At 42.8% G+C, this 22,146-nt stretch carries 27 protein-coding genes; 7 read left to right on the top strand and 20 right to left on the bottom strand.

All coding sequences use genetic code 11. From position 1 onward, the window contains the following. Nucleotides 1-75: 75 nt before the first annotated feature. Nucleotides 76-1,416 (bottom strand): branched-chain amino acid transport system II carrier protein, encoded by a 1,341-nt coding sequence (gene brnQ, locus ABU165_RS17580; RefSeq protein ID WP_094767614.1) that lies wholly within the window; start codon nt 1,414-1,416, stop codon nt 76-78. 260 nt (nt 1,417-1,676) lie between these two features. Between brnQ and ABU165_RS17575 the strand changes: the two genes are divergently transcribed. Next, complete coding sequence (locus tag ABU165_RS17575; RefSeq protein ID WP_094767615.1) at nt 1,677-2,333, top strand: GntR family transcriptional regulator; 657 nt, start codon at nt 1,677-1,679, stop codon at nt 2,331-2,333. Nucleotides 2,334-2,373: 40 nt separating this feature from the next. Here the strand turns inward: ABU165_RS17575 and ABU165_RS17570 are convergent, their stop codons facing one another. From ABU165_RS17570 to ABU165_RS17560, 3 genes are all read right to left on the bottom strand, one after another. Further along, entirely contained in the window at nt 2,374-2,943 is a 570-nt protein-coding gene (locus ABU165_RS17570; RefSeq protein ID WP_253617108.1) for a CBO0543 family protein, read from the bottom strand. Nucleotides 2,944-3,185: 242 nt separating this feature from the next. Then, the gene (locus ABU165_RS17565) at nt 3,186-4,643 is read right to left on the bottom strand and encodes a CoA-acylating methylmalonate-semialdehyde dehydrogenase (protein ID WP_009793473.1); all 1,458 of its coding nucleotides are present in this window, start codon (nt 4,641-4,643) and stop codon (nt 3,186-3,188) included. Nucleotides 4,644-4,680: 37 nt separating this feature from the next. Beyond that, nucleotides 4,681-5,877 carry an iron-containing alcohol dehydrogenase gene (locus ABU165_RS17560; protein WP_253617111.1) on the bottom strand — a complete coding sequence of 399 codons (1,197 nt, stop codon included), beginning with the start codon at nt 5,875-5,877 and terminating at the stop codon, nt 4,681-4,683. A gap of 312 nt (nt 5,878-6,189) precedes the next feature. Between ABU165_RS17560 and wrbA the strand changes: the two genes are divergently transcribed. Continuing rightward, nucleotides 6,190-6,813, top strand: coding sequence for an NAD(P)H:quinone oxidoreductase (gene wrbA, locus ABU165_RS17555; RefSeq protein ID WP_187445368.1), 624 nt, complete (start codon nt 6,190-6,192; stop codon nt 6,811-6,813). A gap of 118 nt (nt 6,814-6,931) precedes the next feature. On the opposite strand, the gene ABU165_RS17550 is transcribed toward wrbA, so the two are convergent. The 3 genes from ABU165_RS17550 to ABU165_RS17540 form a co-directional block, all read right to left on the bottom strand. Beyond that, a complete protein-coding gene (locus ABU165_RS17550; protein WP_253617113.1) occupies nt 6,932-7,894 on the bottom strand; it encodes an RNA polymerase sigma factor in 963 nt (320 codons plus the stop codon). A gap of 134 nt (nt 7,895-8,028) precedes the next feature. Continuing rightward, nucleotides 8,029-8,787 carry a MerR family transcriptional regulator gene (locus ABU165_RS17545; protein WP_318060409.1) on the bottom strand — a complete coding sequence of 253 codons (759 nt, stop codon included), beginning with the start codon at nt 8,785-8,787 and terminating at the stop codon, nt 8,029-8,031. Between the two features lie 24 nt (nt 8,788-8,811). Next, nucleotides 8,812-9,630: a VOC family protein gene (locus ABU165_RS17540; protein ID WP_253617115.1), complete on the bottom strand. Its 819-nt coding sequence runs from the start codon at nt 9,628-9,630 to the stop codon at nt 8,812-8,814. Nucleotides 9,631-9,882: 252 nt separating this feature from the next. On the opposite strand from ABU165_RS17540, the gene ABU165_RS17535 reads away from it, so the two are divergent. Together ABU165_RS17535 and ABU165_RS17530 are read left to right on the top strand one after the other, a co-directional pair. Beyond that, nucleotides 9,883-10,983 (top strand): metal ABC transporter solute-binding protein, Zn/Mn family, encoded by a 1,101-nt coding sequence (locus ABU165_RS17535; RefSeq protein WP_253617117.1) that lies wholly within the window; start codon nt 9,883-9,885, stop codon nt 10,981-10,983. A 172-nt stretch (nt 10,984-11,155) separates the two neighbouring features. Next, on the top strand, nt 11,156-11,947 hold the full coding sequence (locus ABU165_RS17530; protein ID WP_009793466.1) for a PAS domain-containing protein: 792 nt from the start codon (nt 11,156-11,158) through the stop codon (nt 11,945-11,947). A 43-nt stretch (nt 11,948-11,990) separates the two neighbouring features. On the opposite strand, the gene ABU165_RS17525 is transcribed toward ABU165_RS17530, so the two are convergent. Beyond that, entirely contained in the window at nt 11,991-12,581 is a 591-nt protein-coding gene (locus tag ABU165_RS17525; protein WP_009793465.1) for a hypothetical protein, read from the bottom strand. A 301-nt stretch (nt 12,582-12,882) separates the two neighbouring features. Between ABU165_RS17525 and ABU165_RS17520 the strand changes: the two genes are divergently transcribed. Next, nucleotides 12,883-13,638, top strand: coding sequence for an SDR family NAD(P)-dependent oxidoreductase (locus ABU165_RS17520; RefSeq protein ID WP_009793464.1), 756 nt, complete (start codon nt 12,883-12,885; stop codon nt 13,636-13,638). A 117-nt stretch (nt 13,639-13,755) separates the two neighbouring features. Here ABU165_RS17520 and ABU165_RS17515 read toward each other — a convergent pair whose 3' ends face one another. The 5 genes from ABU165_RS17515 to ABU165_RS17495 form a co-directional block, all read right to left on the bottom strand. After that, nucleotides 13,756-14,328 carry a hypothetical protein gene (locus ABU165_RS17515; protein ID WP_318060282.1) on the bottom strand — a complete coding sequence of 191 codons (573 nt, stop codon included), beginning with the start codon at nt 14,326-14,328 and terminating at the stop codon, nt 13,756-13,758. A gap of 373 nt (nt 14,329-14,701) precedes the next feature. Continuing rightward, nucleotides 14,702-15,118 (bottom strand): RrF2 family transcriptional regulator, encoded by a 417-nt coding sequence (locus tag ABU165_RS17510; RefSeq protein WP_009793461.1) that lies wholly within the window; start codon nt 15,116-15,118, stop codon nt 14,702-14,704. Between the two features lie 59 nt (nt 15,119-15,177). Continuing rightward, on the bottom strand, nt 15,178-15,573 hold the full coding sequence (gene spxA / locus ABU165_RS17505) for a transcriptional regulator SpxA (RefSeq protein ID WP_009793460.1): 396 nt from the start codon (nt 15,571-15,573) through the stop codon (nt 15,178-15,180). Nucleotides 15,574-15,830: 257 nt separating this feature from the next. Further along, complete coding sequence (locus ABU165_RS17500) at nt 15,831-16,835, bottom strand: DUF3231 family protein (protein ID WP_318060283.1); 1,005 nt, start codon at nt 16,833-16,835, stop codon at nt 15,831-15,833. A 148-nt stretch (nt 16,836-16,983) separates the two neighbouring features. Beyond that, a complete protein-coding gene (locus ABU165_RS17495) occupies nt 16,984-17,496 on the bottom strand; it encodes an SRPBCC family protein (protein ID WP_318060284.1) in 513 nt (170 codons plus the stop codon). Between the two features lie 194 nt (nt 17,497-17,690). Between ABU165_RS17495 and ABU165_RS17490 the strand changes: the two genes are divergently transcribed. Continuing rightward, nucleotides 17,691-18,341: a cupin domain-containing protein gene (locus ABU165_RS17490; protein ID WP_318060285.1), complete on the top strand. Its 651-nt coding sequence runs from the start codon at nt 17,691-17,693 to the stop codon at nt 18,339-18,341. Nucleotides 18,342-18,456: 115 nt separating this feature from the next. Here ABU165_RS17490 and ABU165_RS17485 read toward each other — a convergent pair whose 3' ends face one another. The 7 genes from ABU165_RS17485 to ABU165_RS17455 all read right to left on the bottom strand — a co-directional run bounded on the left by ABU165_RS17485 (nt 18,457) and on the right by ABU165_RS17455 (nt 21,386). Continuing rightward, nucleotides 18,457-18,756 carry a hypothetical protein gene (locus tag ABU165_RS17485; RefSeq protein ID WP_318060286.1) on the bottom strand — a complete coding sequence of 100 codons (300 nt, stop codon included), beginning with the start codon at nt 18,754-18,756 and terminating at the stop codon, nt 18,457-18,459. A gap of 14 nt (nt 18,757-18,770) precedes the next feature. After that, complete coding sequence (locus ABU165_RS17480) at nt 18,771-19,226, bottom strand: DUF4064 domain-containing protein (RefSeq protein WP_165352599.1); 456 nt, start codon at nt 19,224-19,226, stop codon at nt 18,771-18,773. Between the two features lie 165 nt (nt 19,227-19,391). Continuing rightward, complete coding sequence (locus ABU165_RS17475; RefSeq protein WP_224950510.1) at nt 19,392-19,859, bottom strand: nucleoside 2-deoxyribosyltransferase; 468 nt, start codon at nt 19,857-19,859, stop codon at nt 19,392-19,394. A 64-nt stretch (nt 19,860-19,923) separates the two neighbouring features. Then, nucleotides 19,924-20,361 carry a hypothetical protein gene (locus ABU165_RS17470; protein ID WP_009793453.1) on the bottom strand — a complete coding sequence of 146 codons (438 nt, stop codon included), beginning with the start codon at nt 20,359-20,361 and terminating at the stop codon, nt 19,924-19,926. After that, nucleotides 20,358-20,564, bottom strand: coding sequence for a helix-turn-helix transcriptional regulator (locus ABU165_RS17465; RefSeq protein ID WP_022543949.1), 207 nt, complete (start codon nt 20,562-20,564; stop codon nt 20,358-20,360). Before ABU165_RS17465 ends, ABU165_RS17470 begins: the two co-directional genes overlap by 4 nt. Nucleotides 20,565-20,687: 123 nt before the next feature. Then, nucleotides 20,688-20,900 (bottom strand): helix-turn-helix domain-containing protein, encoded by a 213-nt coding sequence (locus ABU165_RS17460; protein ID WP_009793451.1) that lies wholly within the window; start codon nt 20,898-20,900, stop codon nt 20,688-20,690. Between the two features lie 9 nt (nt 20,901-20,909). Continuing rightward, a complete protein-coding gene (locus ABU165_RS17455; protein ID WP_318060287.1) occupies nt 20,910-21,386 on the bottom strand; it encodes a DUF2975 domain-containing protein in 477 nt (158 codons plus the stop codon). 329 nt (nt 21,387-21,715) lie between these two features. Here ABU165_RS17455 and ABU165_RS17450 point away from each other — a divergent pair, with 329 nt between their 5' ends. Next, nucleotides 21,716-22,108 carry a hypothetical protein gene (locus tag ABU165_RS17450; RefSeq protein WP_222928994.1) on the top strand — a complete coding sequence of 131 codons (393 nt, stop codon included), beginning with the start codon at nt 21,716-21,718 and terminating at the stop codon, nt 22,106-22,108. Nucleotides 22,109-22,146 lie beyond the last annotated feature (38 nt).

Raw genomic sequence — 22,146 nt, 5'->3', positions numbered from 1 at the left:
CCCCACCTCAATTCTCAACCTGCATCAATTTCACCCAAAAACAAAAAACCTCCCGCAAAGGAGGTTTTTCTACTATCAAATGCTTTCTTTCGCCTGCGATACACCGCCGCTGCGAATGGCAGCCACAAAGAATCCGATCACTGCACCCACTACGGCCGGCATGATCCATCCAAGCCCGACTTCATATAACGGCAGAATTGTGCTGAATACCTCTTCAACCGGTCCAAAGCTTAGGCCTGCAGCCTTTAACCCATCGAATAAGCTGACAATGAAAGTGAACAGCATACTTACCTGGTAAACTTCCTTTTTCCCTTTGAAAAGAGGATGAAGGAAGGTAAGGAACATCAGGCAGATGGCTAAAGGATAAATTCCTGTCAGAACTGGAACCGAAATGCTGATCAGCTGGCTGAGCCCGATATTGGAAAAGACGGCGCTGAATACAGACAAAATGACAACAAAAACTGTGTAAGAAACCGAAGGAAACACTTTATGGAAATAAGATGAACATGCTGTCACGAGTCCGATGCTCGTTGTCAGGCATGCCCCAAGAACAATGACGCTTAAAAGCAGGGCGCCGAATGAACCAAAATAATATTCAGATGCACCGGATAACACGGCTCCGCCATTATCAAGCCTGCCAAGCTCACCCACGCTTGATGCGCCAATATATGACAGTGAGGTATAGATAATAGCAAGAAGTGCTGCTGCAATAAGTCCTGCTTTAGCTATCGAAACCATGATCTCTTTTCTCGTGGCAGCTCCTCTTTCTTTTACTGCATCGACTACAATGATGCCAAATACGAATGCTGCCAGGGCGTCCATTGTCAGATAGCCTTCCTGGAAACCTTTAAAAAAGGTGTTAGCTAAATAATTTTCTCCTGGTGATTGGAAAGAACCCATAGGATTGAAAAAAGCGGCAATGATCAAAATGCCTACTACAATCAGCAGGATCGGCGTCAGGTATTTACCGACAATATCAACAATCTTGGAAGATTTTAAAGAAAAGAAGCCTGTTACTGCAAAAAACAAAACAGAAAAGACAATCAGCCCGATTGTGCTGTTCCCGGCTAAAAAGGGCTTTACGCCCATTTCAAATGAAACGGTTGCTGTCCTGGGAATCGCAAACAGCGGCCCTATGGACAGATACAAAAGCATCGTAAATACTGCGCTGAATGCTGGGTGCACCCTTCCTGCCAGCGACTGCAGATCGCTTTTGCCAGAAAAGCCAAGCGCCAATATCCCTAATAGCGGGAGCCCCACCCCAGTTACTATAAAGCCTGCATTGGCTGACCAGATACTGGTTCCTGCAGACTGTCCGAGCATCGCAGGGAAAATGAGATTTCCTGCCCCGAAGAAAAGTGCAAACAACATAAAGCCTACGGCGACTACATAAGAAAACGGTATTTTAGTTCCCATCCTATTCTCCTTTATGCTAAAGATTCTAGCTGCTTATTTTTTACCAACTTAAAAATTTCAGAAAATGATAAAAGCAGTTTAATAGTTACGTAATATATTGCATAACTCAAGATAACACACCATTAATCCGTATGCAATATATCGCATAAAGAAAATTGTCGAATTGTGCAATATATTGAATTTTTCTTTCTAATTCTCTATACTAAATGTATAATCCAGTAAAATTAATGAGTTTATGAAAATACTAGAGGTGAAAATAGATGCCCATCCCTGCCAATTTTGCTTCTCCTGCACGTGTATCAGCGAAAGACCGCGCCTTCCTTCAAATCCAGGAATGGATTATTGACGGCACCTTAAAGCCTCAGGAAAAATTAAACGATGCCGATCTTGCCAAGGCGCTCGGTGTAAGCCGCACACCGATCAGGGAAGCGCTTCAGCTGCTGAGCGTCCAGGGATTCGTAGAAATGTTCCCAGGCGTCGGCACTCAGGTCACTACCGTTAATCCGGAAGATATCAACAAGATTCTGCCGCCGCTTGGAGCCTTGCAGGCATTAGCTGCAGAGCTAGCAGCACCATACATGGACAGTTCGACGATTGAGAAATTGAGATCCATTAATCGTTCTTTTGCGGATTCCCTTCTACGGGGCGATACTTTTTCAGCACTGAAACAGGACGAACAATTGCACAATCTCATCATTGAAAAAGCGGATAATCCATACATCACCAGTTATGTTTCTTCCATGCAGGCACATGTAATGAGGCTTTATTATAATAAAACGATCATCTTGAAGCCCCGCTCAATCGATGAGCATGAGGATATCATCAAAGCTTTTGAAGAAAAAAATACGCATAAAGCTTCAGATGTAGCACGGACCAACTGGCTGAGGGCCATTGATGAATATTATGGTGAAAAATAAGATTAACAAAAAGGAAATGGCATATGCCCATTTCCTCTTTTTATTCTGCATCGGCCCTCAGATGTGCTCTTCTCACCAGCCTGGTGCCTATATAAGCAATAAAGGCAATGGCAAGATCTATCAAAAACAAGTAAAACAAGTTCATTCCCTTATTCAGCTCCACCATGCCGAGCGCTTTCTCTATCGAAGCAAAAACAAGCGAATACACTGCACTCAGAATGATAATATACAGAATAAAATTTTTCCCATGACTGGTGCAGTACTGATAGATCAGCATAAATCCTACAGGCAGTACTGACATCGTGATGTTAAAAGCATGCGGGAAAATCGGCAGCATATAATAGGTGTGGACGAGCAAGGTATAATTACCGAGCACAATGTCCGTGTAGGTCCAAAGAGCATGTACAATAAATCCGAAAAAGAATATCTCAAAAATCCTCTTGCGATCCACTGTAAAATATAATAAAACAAGCGGCAGCACCAGAACTACTGCTACAGCCCAGAACTGCCATGTACCAGGACCGGAATAGCTTTTCCAATAAGAATCAACCAAGGAAGTCATCTCTTCGCTCAGCTGAAATATTTTATCCCAATATTCGCTATAGCTCATCTGCAGCACTCCATGACATGTATTTCAAGCCCGACTTTTACAGCTTGCCTTCTTATTGTTCGTAGAACTTATATAGATATACACATAATTCCATGAATCAAAATCAGAAAGAAAGGCACGCCAGCTCAGAACATCAACCTGGTAATATTCCCATTATCGACTGATTGCTTCCATTACTAAAAAAAGCCAAAATAAAGACACCCAATTTATTTTAGGGTGTCTTCTCAGCACTATCCTTCCGTTTACCAGCGGGCAGTCAGCATCTTTCTTCTGGTATAAAACTCGACTCCGTCAGAGCCGTTGGCATGGAGGTCTCCATAGAAGGAATTCTTCCACCCGGAAAATGGGAAAAAGGCCATCGGTGCAGGTACGCCGATATTGACACCGAGCATTCCAACTTCAATGTTTTCCCTGAAATAGCGGACATTGCTTCCGCTGTCGGTAAACAGGCAGGCGCCATTGCCAAAATCTGATAGATTTGTCACCTCAATCGCTTCCTCAAGGCTTTTTACCCTGACGATGGAGAGCACCGGCGCAAAAATTTCTTCTTTCCAGATTTTCATGGTTGGATCCACATGGTCAAAGATGGTTGGTCCTATAAAATACCCATTTTCATGATAGGCTTCGTCTTTACGCCCATCACGAATAAGGACTGCTCCTTCTTTCTCGCCGACTTCAATGTAATGCCTTGTCCGTACTTTATTTTCCTGGCGGATGACAGGTCCTAAGAAAATATCTTCATCCAACCCATTTCCTATTGTCAGGCTGTCTGCCTGCTCCTGCAGCTTTGCCGCGAGTTCGTCAGCGATGGAGTCTACAGCAACCACAACTGAGCAGGCCATACACCGCTCCCCTGCTGACCCATATGCAGCTGCAATAATTTCTTTAACAGCTCCGTCAAGGTCCGCATCCGGCATCACAATCGAATGATTCTTTGCACCAGCAAGCGCCTGGACCCGTTTGCCCTTCGCTGAAGCTGATTTATAGATATACTCGGCAACAGGCTGAGAGCCTACAAATGAAATGGCCGGTACGTCCTGGTGGTCAATAAGGCTGTTTACAACCTCGTGGGCGCCATGCACAATATTGAAAACACCTTCAGGGAGGCCCGCTTCGGCAAATAGCTCTGCCAAACGGTTTGCGAGTATCGGTGTCCTTTCGGAAGGCTTTAGCACAAAGGTGTTTCCGCACGCGATTGCCAGCGGGAACATCCAGCAAGGGACCATCATCGGAAAATTGAAAGGCGTGATGCCGCCGATGACGCCAACAGGGTAGCGGTACATGCCGGATTCAATATTTGTCGCAATATCGGGCAGCTGCTTGCCCATCATAAGAGATGGGGCTCCTGCAGCAAACTCCACACATTCGATTCCCCGCTGCACCTCTCCATACGCTTCTTTATAGTTTTTCCCGTTTTCCTGTGTGATCAGTTTTGCAAGTTCGTCCCAATTGTCTATTAAAAGCTGCTGATATTTAAACAGAATTCTTGCTCTTTTAGGAACTGGCGTTTTGCTCCATGTTTTATAGGCTTCCCTGGCTGCCTGTACGGCATCCTCCACGTCTTCCTTGGTGGAAATCGGTGTACGCGCCAGTTCCTCGCCGGTTGCAGGATTGGGGACAGCTTCAAACCTTTCTGTTTTTGCATCCACCCAATCGCCATTGATAAAGTTTTTTAAAATATTTGCCGTTTTCGTTGCCATAAAAATAGCTCCTTTCAGCATTAGTGACAGTCAGCAATTATACTTTCTCAGATGCAGAGGAAAAATGATAGTCGTAGCAAATATGATAAAGTTCCTCCAGTTCCAGCTGGCTGGGCACTTTGGGATTATTGGCCGGGCTGCCGCTGTCAATAGCGTCTGCTGCCATTTTTCCGACGGCCTTCTCGAAGGCTTCCCCGTCAATTCCCCACTCCTTTAAGTTGGGTATATTTAATTTCCTGCATAACTCTTTTACAGATTGTACAGCTATTTCAGCTGCCTTAACACCGTCACCGCTTACAATATCAGGCCTGAAGATTCTGCCTATATCAGCAAGCCGTTCCACGCAGGCTTCCTGGCTGAATTCTAATACAGCAGGCAAAAGCATAGCATTTGAGATGCCATGCGGCACATGGAATAAGGCACCGATCGGACGGCTCATTCCGTGGACAAGGCAGACTGAAGCATTCGAAAAAGCCATTCCCGCCTGCAGTGAGCCAAGACTCATTCTTTCTCGCGCATCTAGATTCCCGCCATCATTGTAAGCGGTTAAAATATTCTCTGCAATGAGCTTCATGGCTGAGATGGCCATCGTGTCTGTCATGGGATGTGCTTTTTTAGATAAGTATGCTTCAATAGCATGACTTAGAGCATCAATCCCTGTAGCCGCGGTGATATTCTTTGGCGAAGATACTGTCAGCAGGGGATCCACAATTGCAGCATCCGGCAAGAAAGCAGGCTGCTTGATCATCATTTTAACATTGTTGGATGTATTAGTAATTACGGTTACATCAGTTGCCTCAGAACCTGTACCGGCTGTGGTTGGTATAGCAATATGCGGGACAGGGGTTTGCTGTGCCAGTTTCTTACCTCCCAAATAATCGCCAATAGATCCGCCATTTACTGCCAGGACTGCTATTGCTTTTGCAGTATCGATACAGCTGCCGCCTCCAATGGAAATCACCAAGTCGCACTGCTCACTTTTAAAAAGATCCAATGCTTCTGACACATATTTATCAGTGGGTTCAGATGCAATACCCAGGTAGACTTCGCTTTGAACACCTGCAACATGAAGCAAAGCTCTGCCTTCGGTCACATATCCAAGCTGATCCATTACATTATCACTAATGATCAATGCCTTCTTCCCTTTAAGAGCCGCTTGCGATCCTAAATTTTCAAAGGAGCCCCTCCCATAAAAAATGGACTCCGGCACCCGGAATACCGCTGGTTTTTTCAATGCTTTTACACCCCTTTTTCATAGACGGCCGCAATTCCATCCCAGGCGTTATTTTTACAAATCATCCGGCAGATCCTGGCTAATTAGGTGAAAGGGCTGGAGGAACGGACGTCAGAATAGTTAGATTATTAAAATTATATCATTAAATTAAGAATTCCCGTGTGTTATTATGCAAAATTTCTCCCCTAAACAAAAGAAAACCCATCCTTATCCTTAGTTTCCCTATTGAAAATTGAATGTATATTCTCTCAGAGAGCGGGTAAACAATGAAGAGTGAAAATATAAATTTAGCTTTGAATGGAGGATATTTTAATGACTGTCAAACTAGCAATTGTTTATTACAGCTCAACCGGAACGAACTATCAGATGGCCCAGTGGGCTGCTGAGGGCGCAAAGGAAGCAGGCGCTGAAGCCACAATCTACAAAGTGCAGGAACTTGCGCCAGAAAGCGTGATTGAAGGCGTTCCTGCATGGAAAGCACATTTGGAAGAAACAAAGGATGTGCCTGTAGTTACACCTGATGATATCGCTGAAGCGGATGCCATTATCTTCAGCACACCGACACGTTTCGGGAATATGGCAGCCCAGATGAAGCAGTTCCTCGATACAACCGGCGGCATCTGGGGTGCAGGAAAAACAGTCAATAAGGTTGTCAGCGGTATGACTTCCGCTCAAAACCCGCACGGCGGTCAGGAGGCAACCATCCTTTCACTTTATACAACCATGTACCATTGGGGTGCCATCGTCGTGACACCAGGATATTCAGATCAGTCTTTATTCCCTGCTGGCGGCAATCCTTACGGAGCAAGTGTGACTGTCGACCAAAACAATGAAATAGTTGGGGATAAGGATGCTTATAAGGGAGCGATTAAATATCAGGCGAAACGTGTTATCGGAATAGCTGAATCTGTAAAGAATGGCGCAGGGCAGCAGTAAAGCGAAAAAAGCAACCAGCTCGCCAGCTGGTTGCTTTTTTTTGAAACTGATTTATTGCCTGTGCTGAGTTCGTGTGAAACAGGATAAGAGCCTAAACCAACATGTAAAAGGCTTCACCTTAAATCCCCTGCCACTCCTGTCCAAACAGGTCTTTCTCTGTATCAAGCTTTATTGAAAGTTCAGCCGCCGCAGCCTCCAGAAACTCCCTGCAAAAATAATAGCTTTTATGCCGGATGAGCTTTCCATCCTCTATCTCCGCTGTTGCTATGTCCCATAATACAGGGCCGCAGCCTGCATCCCTTGTATAGATGACAGCATACCGTCCCCATAAGAAAGCAAGCTCTGCCGAGAGTCCAGCTGTACTGCTGCCCCAGTCGCCCATAGAGTTCTGCCGTATCTGTGTTATTCCGATATCCATGCCCTGCCCGACCACTTCATTTGTTGCATATTTACCTAAAAGCTCGCCGATAGACTTAAAATCGCCTTTCACAAAATAGTCCATATACTGCTGGATAACTTGCTTTTTTTCATCCGCCAGCACTGCCTCTTGGAAAGGAAGATTCTCCACTGCTTTCTTCTTTTTGAGATTAGCTCTCGCCCGGCTTAACAAGGACTGGACACTGCCTTCTGTTGAACCGATCATTTCAGCGGTTTCCCGGATGGTGAAACGGTATACCTCTGCTAAAAGAATGGCTGCTGCCTGCTTCGCAGGCAATTGATGAATCAGAATCTCTACACTTTCAAGCACTTCTGAATAAGGTACGAGGTCTCCATCCGGAATTTTTTCGGACTCCATATCCAGGAGCTGAGGCGATTTTTTCCTGCAATGGTCTATCCAAATATTCGTCGCAATCCTGAACAGGTAGCTTTTTGCATTCATTGTCTGCCCGATTCTTGATAAAGAAGAAAACGCCTTTAACAATGTGTCCTGCAGCAAATCTTCCGCGTCCCAGGGTGAACCAGTCAGCTTCCTGCAGTAATGCCATAGCTGTTCCCGGTATGGCTGAACAATGCAGTCAAAAGAAGGTGCAAGCTCCTTCATATCTTTACTGATAGAAGACAAATCATTATGTTTTTCCACAAAAACTCCCCCTTTTTTATATCTAACTTGTAAGACGGAAAAGACTTGTGAAAACATACGGGCTGCATGAAATTTATTTCGTCATTTTTATAGCATAATTTCAGTTGGTTTTTTAGAATTTGAGAAAAATGCCTTCAGCTTCCAGCAAGCGGAATGAGGTAACTAAACGTCCGGCTCTCAGGAAATTCGTATTTTTCCAGTTTCATTCCTTCTGCTTTAAATCCGAACCGGTGAATCTGCCTCATATAGTGGAAGCAGGTGAAAGGATCATATACATTGCACTCTACTGCAGCAAATATTCTTGGCCCGAACGGCTCTGTATATAAGTCATCGAAAAAATCAATTTCTTTGCCGGGTATATTATGTAATAGGAAGCCCACTTCCCCGGTTATTGTATCTCCCTTTGATTCTAACGTTCTTACAAACACACCTGGCTTTGTCTCAATCCTCAATATCCTCAGTCTTTCGCTTATTTCAGACATTTTCTCTTGAAAAGGATGAAAAGCCCGTGGAACAGTGCACCTGAACCAGATGAAGCAATTGTCCCCCTCCCACTTAACGAGATGCAGATGCCGCTCTTCAGCATGCATGGAGCTCAAATATTGCTTCGCGATATTAATGGACGCAAGCTTTTCCTCTATTTCCCGCTTCCATCCGGATATCCATGTCTTCTTCTCTTCTTCTTCTGCCTCCAAATAGGATTGTATTTCTTCTATTTTTATATCAGCCTGCCGGAGAGAATGGATGATCATTGCCTTGTGTATCTGTTCTTCTGTATAGATACGATATCCTTTTTCACTGCGTACTGCCGGCTGGATCAATTTTTTCCGGTCATAAAATCGGAGAGTACTCGGAGGAAGTCCAGTCCGCTCAGCAAACTTCTGTATATTCATTTCCAATGCAGTACCTGCTTTCTTTTATAAGGGATACGACCAGACATTGATCATGTTCCCATCAGGGTCATAGAAATGGAAACCGCCCCAGCCTGCTGTTGGATTGCCCGCAATTTCGGATGGGCTTAAGCCTTTTTCAGACAGCAGCTCATATGTTCGATAAAACTCATCAGGCCTAAGATCAAAATAATTTCTCGCTGAAGGACTCCCTTTTTCGAAAGCAGTGCCAGCAGCCGTTTCGAGCCATACACTGTCATGGAATATTTGTTTATGCTGAATCCAATCGTAAGCATCTTCCACCTGCATATGAGCAAATTCGCTCCCAAAACGTTTAGCCAGTCTAAGTCCTAAGTGCTCCTCATACCAGGAAATTGCTTCATCCAAATTTCTCACGCCTATTCTTGCATTAACAGGACCGAATCCCGTGATTCTCGCATCCGGAAATTGATCTGCCTCATCAGAATTATACACGGCTGTGATTCTAGCGTTTTCATATGCAAATATATCAAAGCTCTTTTGTCCGCCAGGAAGCTCAGCTATCGGAGTAACTTCAATCCCCTCATTTTTAAAATAAGAAAGGGACCTGTCGATATCCAAAATTTCAAAACATAGCCTCACATGGCCTTCAGTCCCGCTGTCCTTTTGAAAGTGCTCAAAATTCCCTTCAAAAGATTTCAGTGTCACAACCCCCAGTCTTGGCATCTTCAAAAAGGCCTTTTTGCCGACCGGCGAAATGATCTTATCCAGGCAGCTCCAGCCAAAATGCTTAGTGTACCATTCTACCCCTTCCTCAAATCCATCCCATGAAACCATGATAAAGCCGCCATCCCAACGAAATGTCATTTTGCGAACCTCTTTTCATTTAAAATACGGAAAGTTCTTCCATACTTTATACTAAAGCTTAAAGTAAGTTTAAGGTCAAACAAAATTATTGATAAACTTAAAATGTTTGTTTGCTATTTTAAAATACATGCATTAGAATACAAATAGTAATCATTACGCTTTAATATGCTGTGCAGCTATTTTTTTACCAAGTAAATCGTAATGATTTCTAATTACAGTACATAAAAGATTTAGAGAATAGGAGATTACACGATGAAAATAAAAAAATGGAAAAATGTCCTGCTCGGCACTATGCTTGTCTCCTCTGCTTTCCTGGCAGCCTGTTCAGATGCAGATAATGACGGAAAGTCCGGTAAGGAAAATACAGGAGAAAAAATCCAAGTGTTCACCACAATTTTTCCTCTTCAGGATTTTGCAAAGAAAATTGGCGGAGATGAAGTTGTGGTTGAGAGCATTTATCCCCCTAATATTGATGCCCATTCTTATGAGCCGGATATTAAAACGATGACTAATATAGCAGATGCAGACCTGTTTATCTATACAGGAGCGGGTGTTGAAGGATTTGCAGAAAAGGCGGAAAAAACACTTCAAGGAGAAAAAGTAAAAATTGTAAAAGCGGCTGAAGGAATCGAACTCTTAAAAACGGCGGATGAACATAGTCATCAAGACGAAGGACACTCTCATGAAGAGGAAGACCATGAGCACTCTGAAGAAGGCCACTCCCATGAAGGAGAAGACCATGACCACTCTGGAGAAGGCCACTCCCATGAAGGAGAAGATCACGACCACTCTGGAGAGGGCCACTCCCATGAAGAAGGACACCATCACGGCGACCATGATCCCCACGTTTGGCTTGATCCATCAAAGGCTATAACACTGGCTGAAAATATAAAAAACAGTATGGCTGAATTAAAACCCGAAGCAAAAGAACAGTTTGAAGAAAACTTTAATACTTTGAAAGAACAGCTTACATCATTGGACGCTGACTTTAAACAAACGATAGCAGAAAGCAATACAAAATACATTCTTGTTTCCCATGCAGCATATGGATATTGGCAGGAGAGGTATGGGCTTGAACAAATCGCAATTGCAGGCCTATCCCCTACACAGGAGCCCAGCCAGAAGCAGCTTGCAAGAATAATAGAAGAATCCCGGAAGCATGAACTGAATTATATCCTGTTTGAACAGAATGTTGAATCTCGTGTGGCAAAAGTCATCCAGGAAGAAATCGGTGCGGAAAGCTTGACTCTTCATAATCTTGAAGCGCTCACCGAAGATGACATTAAAAATAATGAAGACTATTTCTCTATAATGGAGCGCAATTTAGAGACGCTTGAAACGGTTTTGAATTAAAATTTCCAAGCCGAGTGTATTTTATTATAGAACTAATGGCCGGCGGTTAGCCGGCCTCTTCTTATTCGCCCTCCCCTACTTTTTCCATCCGGCTAAAACGGCATAAACCTTACTTATCTGTTAAAATACTGTTAAGTGACTATCTAAATTGCCACAGCTTGGAGGAATACACATGAGTTCAATCGGCCGCTTGCCGGAACATATGCAGCCGCTGGATGCACTCAAAAGCATCGGCGAAAACATCATCATTGCTGATAAAGATTACAAGGTAGCCTGGATGAATGACAATGCCAGGAAACTCCTTTCTCAAGCCGCCCCTTTATTTGGCTTTGCAGGATCGGAGGATTTGATCGGCCTTTCTATGGACCGGTTCCATCGAAACCCCGGTCACCAGAAGCAAATAATGAAAAGGCTGAAGGGCAGCCACCGTTCGAGGATCAATATAAAAGACCAATTTGTAACTGATATCGTCATAAGTCCCGTTAATGACAAAAACGGCCAGATCAATGGCTATATCGTCATGCTGATGGATGTTACAACTAAAAGTGAGGAAGACCGCAAAAAAGAAGTGCTTATTCAGGCTCTGTCTGTTCCAATGATCACTATTTGGGATTGCACGCTTGCTCTGCCGCTGATCGGCGGCTATGATAAAGAACGATCTGACTATGTTCTTGGCAGATTGCTTGAAAAATGCGTAAAAGATAAAATTAAATATGTCTTAATAGACTTGAGCGGCCTTTACGATTTTCAGGAGGAAACAAAATTTGAGCTTCAGAAGCTGTATGACTGCCTAAGGCTCATCGGCACAGAATGCCTCCTTGTTGGAATGACAGCTGAGCTCGCCAGAACCGCAGGTGACATCCATCCTTCCATACAATCATTCCGGTCTGCCCATGAAGGATTAAAATACTTGATCAAACGAAACTTCCCTTCAGAAACAGAGCTTTCTTCAAATTTTTTATAAGCAGCATAACACATTGTCCCCTCCCTATTATAGGCGGGGACTTTTATTTTTTTTCCTTCCTTGCCGATTGTTTGTACCGCTTCTCCATCCACAAAAAAATATTTGTTATCACTTTTGCTGTCAATAGGACAATCAAATACCCTCCGAACAAGTGGAAATAATGAGTATCTCCATACAACCGAAAAAGGCCAACTGCAATTAAAAATGGCTTAAAGACAAATGCTAAAAATACTGCTGTAAGGATGGAATACACATAATAGTTCTTTCCTTTATTCAATGTCCACTGATAAACAAGCATAAAAACAACAGGTATTAAGCTCGAATCTAAGGATATTCCGGGAGTCACCGGAACCAGCGGAAACGGATAATTCCAAAAGCCGCTGTTTTTGCCGTACCAGTCTGTATAATTGAAAAACACATGAATGCTGTAACCGTAAAAACCCAGCAGAAAAATCCTGCTTCGATCTATTCTGAAATAAAGCACAATTAGCGGAACAAAGAAAAAAGCCGCCATCAGCCAGTATTCAAAGGATGCATACAGCGAATAATCCATCCAGTAAGAATTGAGGGCATCCTGCCCTTTTTCATTCATCTCTACAATTTTATCGAATTCTTCGACCCTTTTATTCTCCATCACTAATCATCCTTATGAGCTGCTTCGTTAATATTATTTCATGGCTGTTCCAAAAATAATTATTTTGTTCTCCTAACTATAATATCAATCAATATTTTCAAAAATATTCCTCGGACTTTTGCCATCCAGTAATTAAGACTCATGGGGCACCCTGCAAGACTAACTATTCCCTCTTATCTGGCAGAATAAAGGCCATGGATCCCTATTAGTCAGATGAGATGTTTAAATGTTAATGAATAGAGAAAAATTAGAGAGTACACATTAAAAAGTCAAAGTTTTTATACAGCAAGGAGGAATAGTCATGAGCAGCAATAAAGCAGCTATTATAACAGGTGCAGGAAGCGGAATAGGACAATCAACAGCGGTACGTTTAGCAAAAGAAGGTGTAGATATAGCTGTTGTCGATATAAGTGAAAAAGGCGGTAATGAAACAGTCGAGATGGTTAAAGGGCTGGGTGCCAATGCTATCTTTATTAAAGCTGATGTCTCCAGGAAAGAAGAAGTTAAAAATTATGTAGATAAGACCCTTGAAGAATTCGGCAAGATAGATTATTTCTTCAATAATGCGGGTATTTCCGGCAGCGGCCAATTCTTTCTTAACACAAGTGCAGAAGAAATTGAGCAAATTGTTGGCATCAACCTCATGGGAGCGCTGTATGGCGTCCGCTATGTTGCTGAAGAGATGCTGAAGAAAGGCGGTGGTTCAATCGTTAATACCGCTTCCAGTGCAGGTGTAATCGGGCAGGATTCTGTTGTAACATATTCCGCAACAAAGCATGGTATCGTTGGATTAACGAAGAGCATGGTTGCTGAGTATGCAAAAGATGGTTTAAGAGTAAACGCTATTGCTCCAGGTCCGACTGAAACTCCCATGGTTAAGGCCTTTTATGAGGCAAATCCTGAAATGAAGGAGAATGCAACAGGCGGCATTCCCCAAAAGCGTTTAGGAACACCGGAAGAAGTAGCAGAGCTTGTCACTTTCCTTCTAACTTCCAAAGCAGAATATATTAATGGTGAAGTAATCAGAATTGACGGCGGCTTCACTAATACTAAATAGCAGTAAGAATATGGCATAAAGCAGAGGGACCCCTCTGCTTTTCATTATCTATCTGTATATACCTATAATACTAAAAGCAGCACACTATCCTGCCTCACTTAAGCATTCTTCAGGGAGCTAAACTTCTGCCCGGTTCTTTTGCATGGAAATGAATATATTGGTGATGATTTTAGCGACGAGGAAAAAAGCAATATAACATAAGAACAAATGGAAATAATTCACGCCCTTGAACATTCTGAAAAAATCTAAGCTGACTAATATAGGCTTAATGACAAAAGCAAATACAGCAGATAATAGCAATGAATATAAATAAAAGTTCTTCTTGTGGTTTAATGTCCACTGGTAAAGAAGGATGAACATAACAGGAACAAATGATGCATCCAGGGCAAAGCTCGGGAGGACAGGCAGCAGTTCATAAGGATACTCCCACAGACCCAGCCTGATTCCGATTGAATTCGTATAAGCAAACCAAATATGATAATTCAGTCCATAAAAACCCAGGAGCAGTATTTTACTTCGGTCAATTTTAAAATACAGAAGGATCAGCGGGACAATAAGAATAATAATTACTGCCCATAGCTGCCAATCATTAAAGCTCGAATACTCTTTCCAATATTCAATCTGCTCACTGGAAAGAGCCCCTGCCTTTTCTCTTATATCCTTAAGCATCTCCCGCTGTTTCTCACCCATCAAATACACACCTTTACTTTGAATTTAGTTCTGTTATTCATGCCATGCTGATTTTTGGCCCATCTGTGAAACTTTGTTTAGCACAGCATGATAATGGGATACAAGAATAGGTTTTGGTGTTACGGAACAAATTATTCCAAGATGCATTAGAAAAGCGCACTCAAAAAAGAACGCAGACTATAAATGCCGTGTTCAAAGGCAATGTCTTATAAATCCTGCCAAAAAGCCTTAAAAACACTCTCCTGGAATGGCATCTATGAAGTGACAGCAGCCAAGACAGCCATTTAAGCTGGAAATATGCTTCTTTGTCATAAAACGAAAAAATGCCAGCTGCAATGAGCCGGCATTTACCTGGAAAACGGTAAGAACATATTTAATTGCTGTCCTGATTGACCAGTTCAACTATGTCCTTAATCGTATAATCTTTCAAATATTCGCCAAGATGCTCTTCTGCTCCGATGAAGATGCTGAAGAGAACGTTCCGCATATTGGCCCCTACTATGCATTGTTCGTTGGATTCCGGACATTTTGGCTGCAATGCGCCTTCAGAGGTGATTTTATAAATATCCCATAAACTGACCTCATCCAGCTCCCTTGCAAAAATAAATCCTCCGCCGGTGCCTTCCTTGGATTTGATAAAGCCATTCCTTTTTAACAGGCTCAATACTTTACGGATCCGTACAGGATGGACCCCGGCGCTCTTGGAAATTGCCTCGCTTGTAGACATCCGGTCCAGCTGCAGCGCAAGATAGGCCAGGCTGTGAATGGCTAGTGTAAAGTCGCTGTTCATGGATAGCCTCCTAACTAAGCAGAGTTCCAAGCCATTCTGCTGTTTTATGCATCAGCAGATCAGTTGGCCAAATTCTGCATTTGCATGAATGAGAATGTGCGCAGTTTCCGCGGAAGGAAACTTCTGATTTCTTCATCATTATATCCGACCTGCAGCCTTTTTTCATCAATGATGATCGGCCTTCTAAGCATCTGCGGATTGTCAGCAATCAACTGATACAGCTCTTTAAGCGGAAGAGAATCTATTTCCATATCCAGCTGCTGATAAGCTTTTGATTTGGTTGAGATGATTTCTTCAGTCCCATTTTCCGTCATGCGCAGAATGGATTTAATTTCTTCAACAGAAAGCGGTTCGTTAATGATGTTTCTTTCAGTATACTCAATATTATGCTCTTCAAGCCATGCCTTTGCTTTGCGGCAGGATGTACAGCTGGATGATACATATAGATTGACCATTAATCATGCACTCCTTTAATGAAGATATAATGTTATATAGTGATTATTTTATGATTATAATTAAAGTGTAAAATAAAAAGTTACAGTTGCAGCAAAAAAATAAATACAAATTTAAATCCCTTACTGTAATTTTAATATTTACAGTTGAAAAAGTCAACCTGTTTCTTGCTTAGGGAGCTGGTCATTGCATGATCTTTTACCAGCCCCCAGCGAGCTTCTTGATCCTAGTATAAAAGAAGAATACGTATTGTGACGGATTACTCCTTAGCCAAAGCTTCATGATCGGCAGCTGCAGGAGGTGCTTCAAACCAGGCATTTTTAATCATAAGCTGCATGCCATCCTCAGCGATCAGAGCAATTTCTACATTCATTCTGGTATATGCAGAAACAATATCCCTTCTTTGGCTGAGGGCTGCTGCTTCGCCATAATAACTGATTGCTGCCGACAAAAGGCCAGTTATATGGAAAAGCATCAGCTTATCAGAAAATGGCGGCACAGTTGAATCTGTTACTTCCGATTCAAAGACTTTGGGGACATGCAGGTTCTCTTCTTTCAGTAATGATGCAAGTATTTCAAAGTGCTTTACACAAAGCCCTCTTGCCCTTTCCATGTACGCCCTCACATCATTAGATTTGCAAACCTGGCTGAAGCCGAGCTCTAATACCATCTTCACCATCGTCTTCTGCATATTCAGAAAGACACCGCTGATTTCAATCGCGTTAATGGGCCTGCGTTTTCCAAGCCAGCCCTTCATATAACCGTTTTTGACAAAATGCACTTTCTGTTTATTATGGAGCGTTGGAGCTTTATCAATTATACCTTTTTGAAGAGCCACCTCGGTAGTGCGGTCATACAGCTCCAGAGCTTCTGAGGTACATTGCATAAAGTATTGCCTGATATCCTTCCGTGAGCATACTGACGTCGCGCCTGCATATCTTGTAAGCCCATGAAGTGCCATGATATGTAAATAAACGATTTTAAAAGCATCCGTAAATAATCCAGGGGCATCTGCATTTACATCTTCTTCAGAAAAGCCTATCGGCAGAGGCTGATTCTCACTTTTCAGGAGCTTTTTAGTCTTTTCTAAATGCCGCTCTGACAGTTCAAGGGCGAACTCAAACACTTCCCGGATATTTTTGTCTTCTGCATCTTTCAGCATATGCTGAAGCACACAGCTTGATAAACTGTCATTTATGTATTGCGACCATATGACAGCATATTCAGAAGCATTCATTTTTGTTTGGTGCTGGATCTGTTCCATGCATTTCCCTCCCTGCTGTATATCCGTTATTTTTAACTTTTTTTATAAAATTATTTATCTTTAAACATAAAGGGAGGGTGCAGGTTTTTATTTCTATTCTGCCATTCATACAAAAAGGCCAAATCCCATGATCCGGCCCCGCTCAATTTTAAACCTTATTCCCTGACAAGAGTGCATCCAGTTTTCTTAGCTGAGAAGAGAACCCCTCAGCAGCCCCCATATCGATGATCTGCCTGATAGCTCCGCTGGAGGGAAATTCAGTGACGGACACATACTTGGTTTTCCCCTCTTCTTCACTAAATGTTGCCGTAATCAGGGTTTTTGGCAATGATTCATTAATATTTCCTTCTTCATCGGAGAAAGCATCAGTATGGACAATTTTCTCTGGTGCCGAGATTTCCTTATAGACAGCAAGCCCCCAAGATTCCATCCCATAAAATTCGCCCTGGCTTTTGTCCTTGCAGGTCATACCATAATGCCATATCCCGCCAGGTTCAAATTCAAATTTCTTATTCTTCGTTTCCCAGCCCTCAGGCCCCCACCAGCTTTCCAGCAATTTGGAATCTGAGAATGCTTTAAATACTTCATCCCTTGGCGCATCAAAAATCCACTCCATTATCAGGTTATTGCCTTCTTCCCTCATAATCAGCTTTCCGCTCATTTATTTCTGCCTCCCTTTTCGTTTGTTCCGCGCTGCCTTTAACTTCTGTCCGTGTTTATATTCAACAGGCAGTAAGCATTTCCTTTAGGCAGGCTTCAATACATTTCGACATTCTCTCTCAGAATGGCACCTGCACAATCAGCTCATTGCTGCATAGTTTATTGGAAATAACATTCCCTGGGAGAAAAATGAACATGACTGCTTATCTGGATTACACTTCCCCGTCCCTTGCGTACGCTTTCGATGTGAATAAAAGCCCCCTTATGAAAAAAGACAAACATAACTTTATCAATATTCTGGGGATTGCCCAGCTGAATACCCTTGAAAATGTTTCCCTGCTTGATATATTTCTAAGCACCGGCAATGCGGTAGAACCCCATTACCACCAGAACGCTGCAGAATTGGTCTACTGCATATCCGGAAAGGCCACTGTTTCCCTGCTGAATCCTTTTACAAAGAATATCCAAAACTATACGATCGGACCAGGACAGGTTGCCAATGTACCGCAAGGCTGGTGGCATTACGAAGTAGCCCTGCAGGATAACACGCATCTTCTTGCTATTTTTAATGCACCTACGCCTGAAGTGATACTTGGTTCTGATATCCTGAAATTTACACCGGCCAATATTATGGCAAATACCTACTGTATAGATGAAAATCAGTGGAATGAGACGGTTGCCCAAGTGCAGCCTACAGTCTATATCGGACCCGCCAATAGCTGCAGCAAATCCAATAAAATGGCGCACAAGCACCATTATTCTTATGGACATCAGGGTTCAACTTCCCGGCGATCCGCTTATAGCACAGCAGGATACTGGCCCGTATATCCAGGACGAATGCTTTGATTCCACAAAAGGATTATTAAATTTAAATGCATCCCCAAAAAGAGGATAAATAAAATCTGCCGCTTTTATTAATAGAAAGCGGCGGACACCTTGACAGAGTTAAGAATAATTTTACTCATAGTTGTTTCTCTTCTTTACTTTTGCTGTACTTTTTCCCGGCTCCAGAACCTATGAATACAGTAAACATAATGCAGGAAAAGGTATAGACTCTCTCGTGTTCAATGGGGACAAGCTCAGTGAGCAACAGCCATGCTGCAAAAGGGAGTGTGATCGCCAATGCCCCGGCTGCCATTGTGCCTAATCTGTTGAAAAGTTTTTCACGAATTTTAAAGACAGGCTCTATTGCGAACTCTAAAAAGAGAGCCAGAGCTAATGGAATGGTTATAAACATCCTATTTTCCTTTCCATATTCCATAAATCCGGCCTTTTTTAATAATCCGGATACGAAGGTTCTTTTTTCTTATTCGCTGTCAGGATCAAAATTCCGGAAGTTATCAGGAGGCCGGGAATAATTAATGTGGGCAGACTCAATACACCAACGACAATAAAAATAACCGCTGCGGCTTTAGGATTTTTCTTTATAGTTAAAATGCCGGCCAGGTTAAGGAACAGCATAAGGAGCCAAAAAACGAGAAATATAATAAGCACAACCTCGACAAAATCCATAGTGCCGTCCGCTATTTCCCTGGCTGCTGCCGTTCCGTCCTGCCCTGACATTTCCCGCTGGAATTTTGGATCGCTGCTGATAAGTTCAGTTAAAACATTCGCCGTATACCCCCTTGATACGAGGAAATAGAAGAGCCCTGCGGTAAAGTTTATCAAGACCGTGATGCCAAAAGAAATAAATCCGAGCAGTTTAGGCACCCTATAAGTTTCTTCTGCCAACTTTTTTCTCTCCCTGCTCAATATGTATTTTTTCATTTATTTGAGTTTTTAGACAAACACACTTTTGGATTCCCACCAGGAATCATTTTCCTTTTTCATTGTAATCTTTGCCTCTTTATTATTCAATACTTCCGGTTATTCTTGTGCCAGGCAAATTCATTGCCTTTAAATAAGCGGACCTTTATATGGAATTTTCGGCATATTGATAAAGTCATAGCCGGCAATCTCATCTGCCGCAGTCAGGTATGCATGCAGACTTTCCACCAGCATCAAGTTCGGGATGCTGGTTTCTTTTTCTTTTATCAAAATGATCGGCTTTTGCAGTGCATACGCATATCCTAGCTCAAAGGCTGTCCCGCTGTCCACGGAATTTTCTTCATAGTCGTGAATGGCAACTACCACGTCAGCACGCCGCAAATATCTTAAATCATTCTGGAAAACAGTCTTCCTCCAGGGATCAGAAGCGAAAGTCAGCTGCGGGAACTGGTAAAACCTCGCCGAGAAGAAATCAGCCACATAGGGATTCTTCCTCAGTGCATTCTCGAGCCTTCCGATCCTTTCCAGCTGCTCTTCATTAAAAAAGGGGCTGGCGATAAAAACTCTTACCGTCCTGAAAAATTGATTATTTTCCATTGTTATTCCTCCGCATTTTTTTGTATATATATGTGCCGAAGGAATGTGATTATGTTAAATCATTTCATTCGTCTTCCTCATTATACAAAGCTGCCTGTTTCAGCCGCAGCCGGTAAATGTAAAAGACAGGTATTCCGCCGCAAACTGCGATAATCACACCCAGGACCAGACCATCATCCCATCCATAGCCCGGTGTAATGCTGATCAAATATGAAATGATGGCAGCCCCTCCGAGAATGGCGGCTATGCTTAAAATAAATGACTTTTTCGGGTTTTTTCCCTGTCTCTCATGCTCTACGCTAACACTCATGGATAGATAAGCAAATACAACCGAGGTTCCGATAAAAACAAGCCAAAGCGGATTCCCACGCATAGCTTCCATGCCGCCTTGCATTAAATCGTATGCAAGAATGCAAAGGATTCCCAGCGTCTGGACGATATAGACTATCCGTACATGCTCCAAATTCCTTTGCTTCAAACGTTCATCAGTCATTTTTTTCATCTCAGCTCCTCCTCTTCCACCCAAAATAATTCGTCCAGCTTTGACTGGACTGCATAGCAGATCTGCAGGCACAGCTTTAAAGAAGGATTATACTTGCCCTTTTCAATCAAGCTGACCGTCTGCCTTGTAATTCCCACCCGGTCCGCCAGCTCTTGCTGGGTCAGCTCTGCCTGCAGCCGGGCCTGCTTTACATTATTTTTCATATATTTTTCCTCCACCCAGAATGTAACATATATATTCCTTTTTGTAAATTATATATTCCATTCTCATAAGTGGAGTCTTACGAAAAAAAAGAGACAGGGTCGCCCTGTCTCTTCAAACTTCTGCTAATGTTCTTCTCCCCGGTATTCGAGAATATCTCCCGGCTGGCAGTCCAGCGCCCTGCAGATGCTGTCAAGCGTGGAAAGCCGGACTGCCTTTGCTTTGCCGTTCTTAAGTATTGAGAGATTGGCCATGGTAATACCCACCCGCTCGGACAGCTCTGTAACACTCATTTTCCTTTTTGCCAGCATAACATCTATGTTAATGATTATTGCCATTCCTTCACCTCAGATAGTCAGTTCATTTTCATTTTTCATGGTTAGGGCGCTCCGCAGAAGCTCCTTCAGGACAGCTGCAAACACACTGATGACAAAAGAACAGAAAGCAATGGCTGCACCCATAAGGAAGACTCCTGGATGAAGGGCCCCGGCAGCTCCAACTCCGATAATCCCGGCAGCATATATAAGCCCCAAAGCAATGCCGCAATTCCTGATGCGGCGCAGCGACTGCACAGAGAAATCGGAAAAAGCAGTCTGCCCTTCAATGTATCTTAATAAATTCCATGATTCATACAGCGCAATGTAAAATGGAATCGCGGCCGCATACATGCCCAAAAGGACCGGCCATTTCAAATAAGCAAACTCAGGGTTCTCTGCAGCTGCATCACCTGCAAGTCCAGGCAGAAGAAAAATACAGAGGAGTGCCACGATCAACCCCATAATAAGGATGGCGGCTTTCAGGAAACTCGTTATAGCCTTGTTCATAAGGTACCTCCGGTTTAAGGATTATTATTAATATACTAATACAATTTTTATCGTATTTCAATAAAAAAGGAGCATATGTCAGTAAAAGTTCATCGAAATTTAATATTAAACCATTGACTTCATTTATTGATTTGCGATAAATTATCTTTACATATCATTAATGGAGGCGGTAAGTCGTGACATCCTTTTTACTTTTGGGAATCATCGGAGTTGCTTTTTTGCTTATTCTGTACAAAAGAAAACCCGCACTTGAGGGGAGTGCAGCCAATCGGAAGATGGTGCATTTATTGAGTCAGGCTCCCTGGTTTCAAAGCCATTGGAGAGCTGGTTTGTTTTTATTTGTTACCAATGCACTGCTATTTGCGGCAACACTCTTGATTTTGTATTCGCTGCTGTTTTTGAATATCCCTTATATACACCTGCTGATCATGTTCCTGGCAGCAGCCTTCAGCATCCGCTTATGGCTTGATATAAAACTGGCTTGGAGAGGCGCTGCAAAAGAGCGGTTGAAAGCGGGCTTGATTGGAAGCAGCTTTTATCTGATTATTTTCGTTATCTTTCTCTATCAGTTTGCATCGGCAGAGCCTGAATTTCCTGGTGATGATCCCTTCATGCGGGCCATCGGTTTCTTCTTTGGAATGATTGTGGCTGCCACAGCAGCGATTTCCTGTGTAGCAGCTATAGGATTTTCCAGTAAAGGACATGAAAAAAGGCAGATATAACATCTGCCAGAACATTACCGTATATATTGCACCGGCGG

The organism is Cytobacillus sp. T106 (assembly GCF_040492155.1).
Taxonomy (GTDB): Bacteria; Bacillota; Bacilli; order Bacillales; family Cytobacillaceae; genus Bacillus_AB; species Bacillus_AB infantis.
This window is presented reverse-complemented; position numbering and strand designations above follow the sequence as displayed.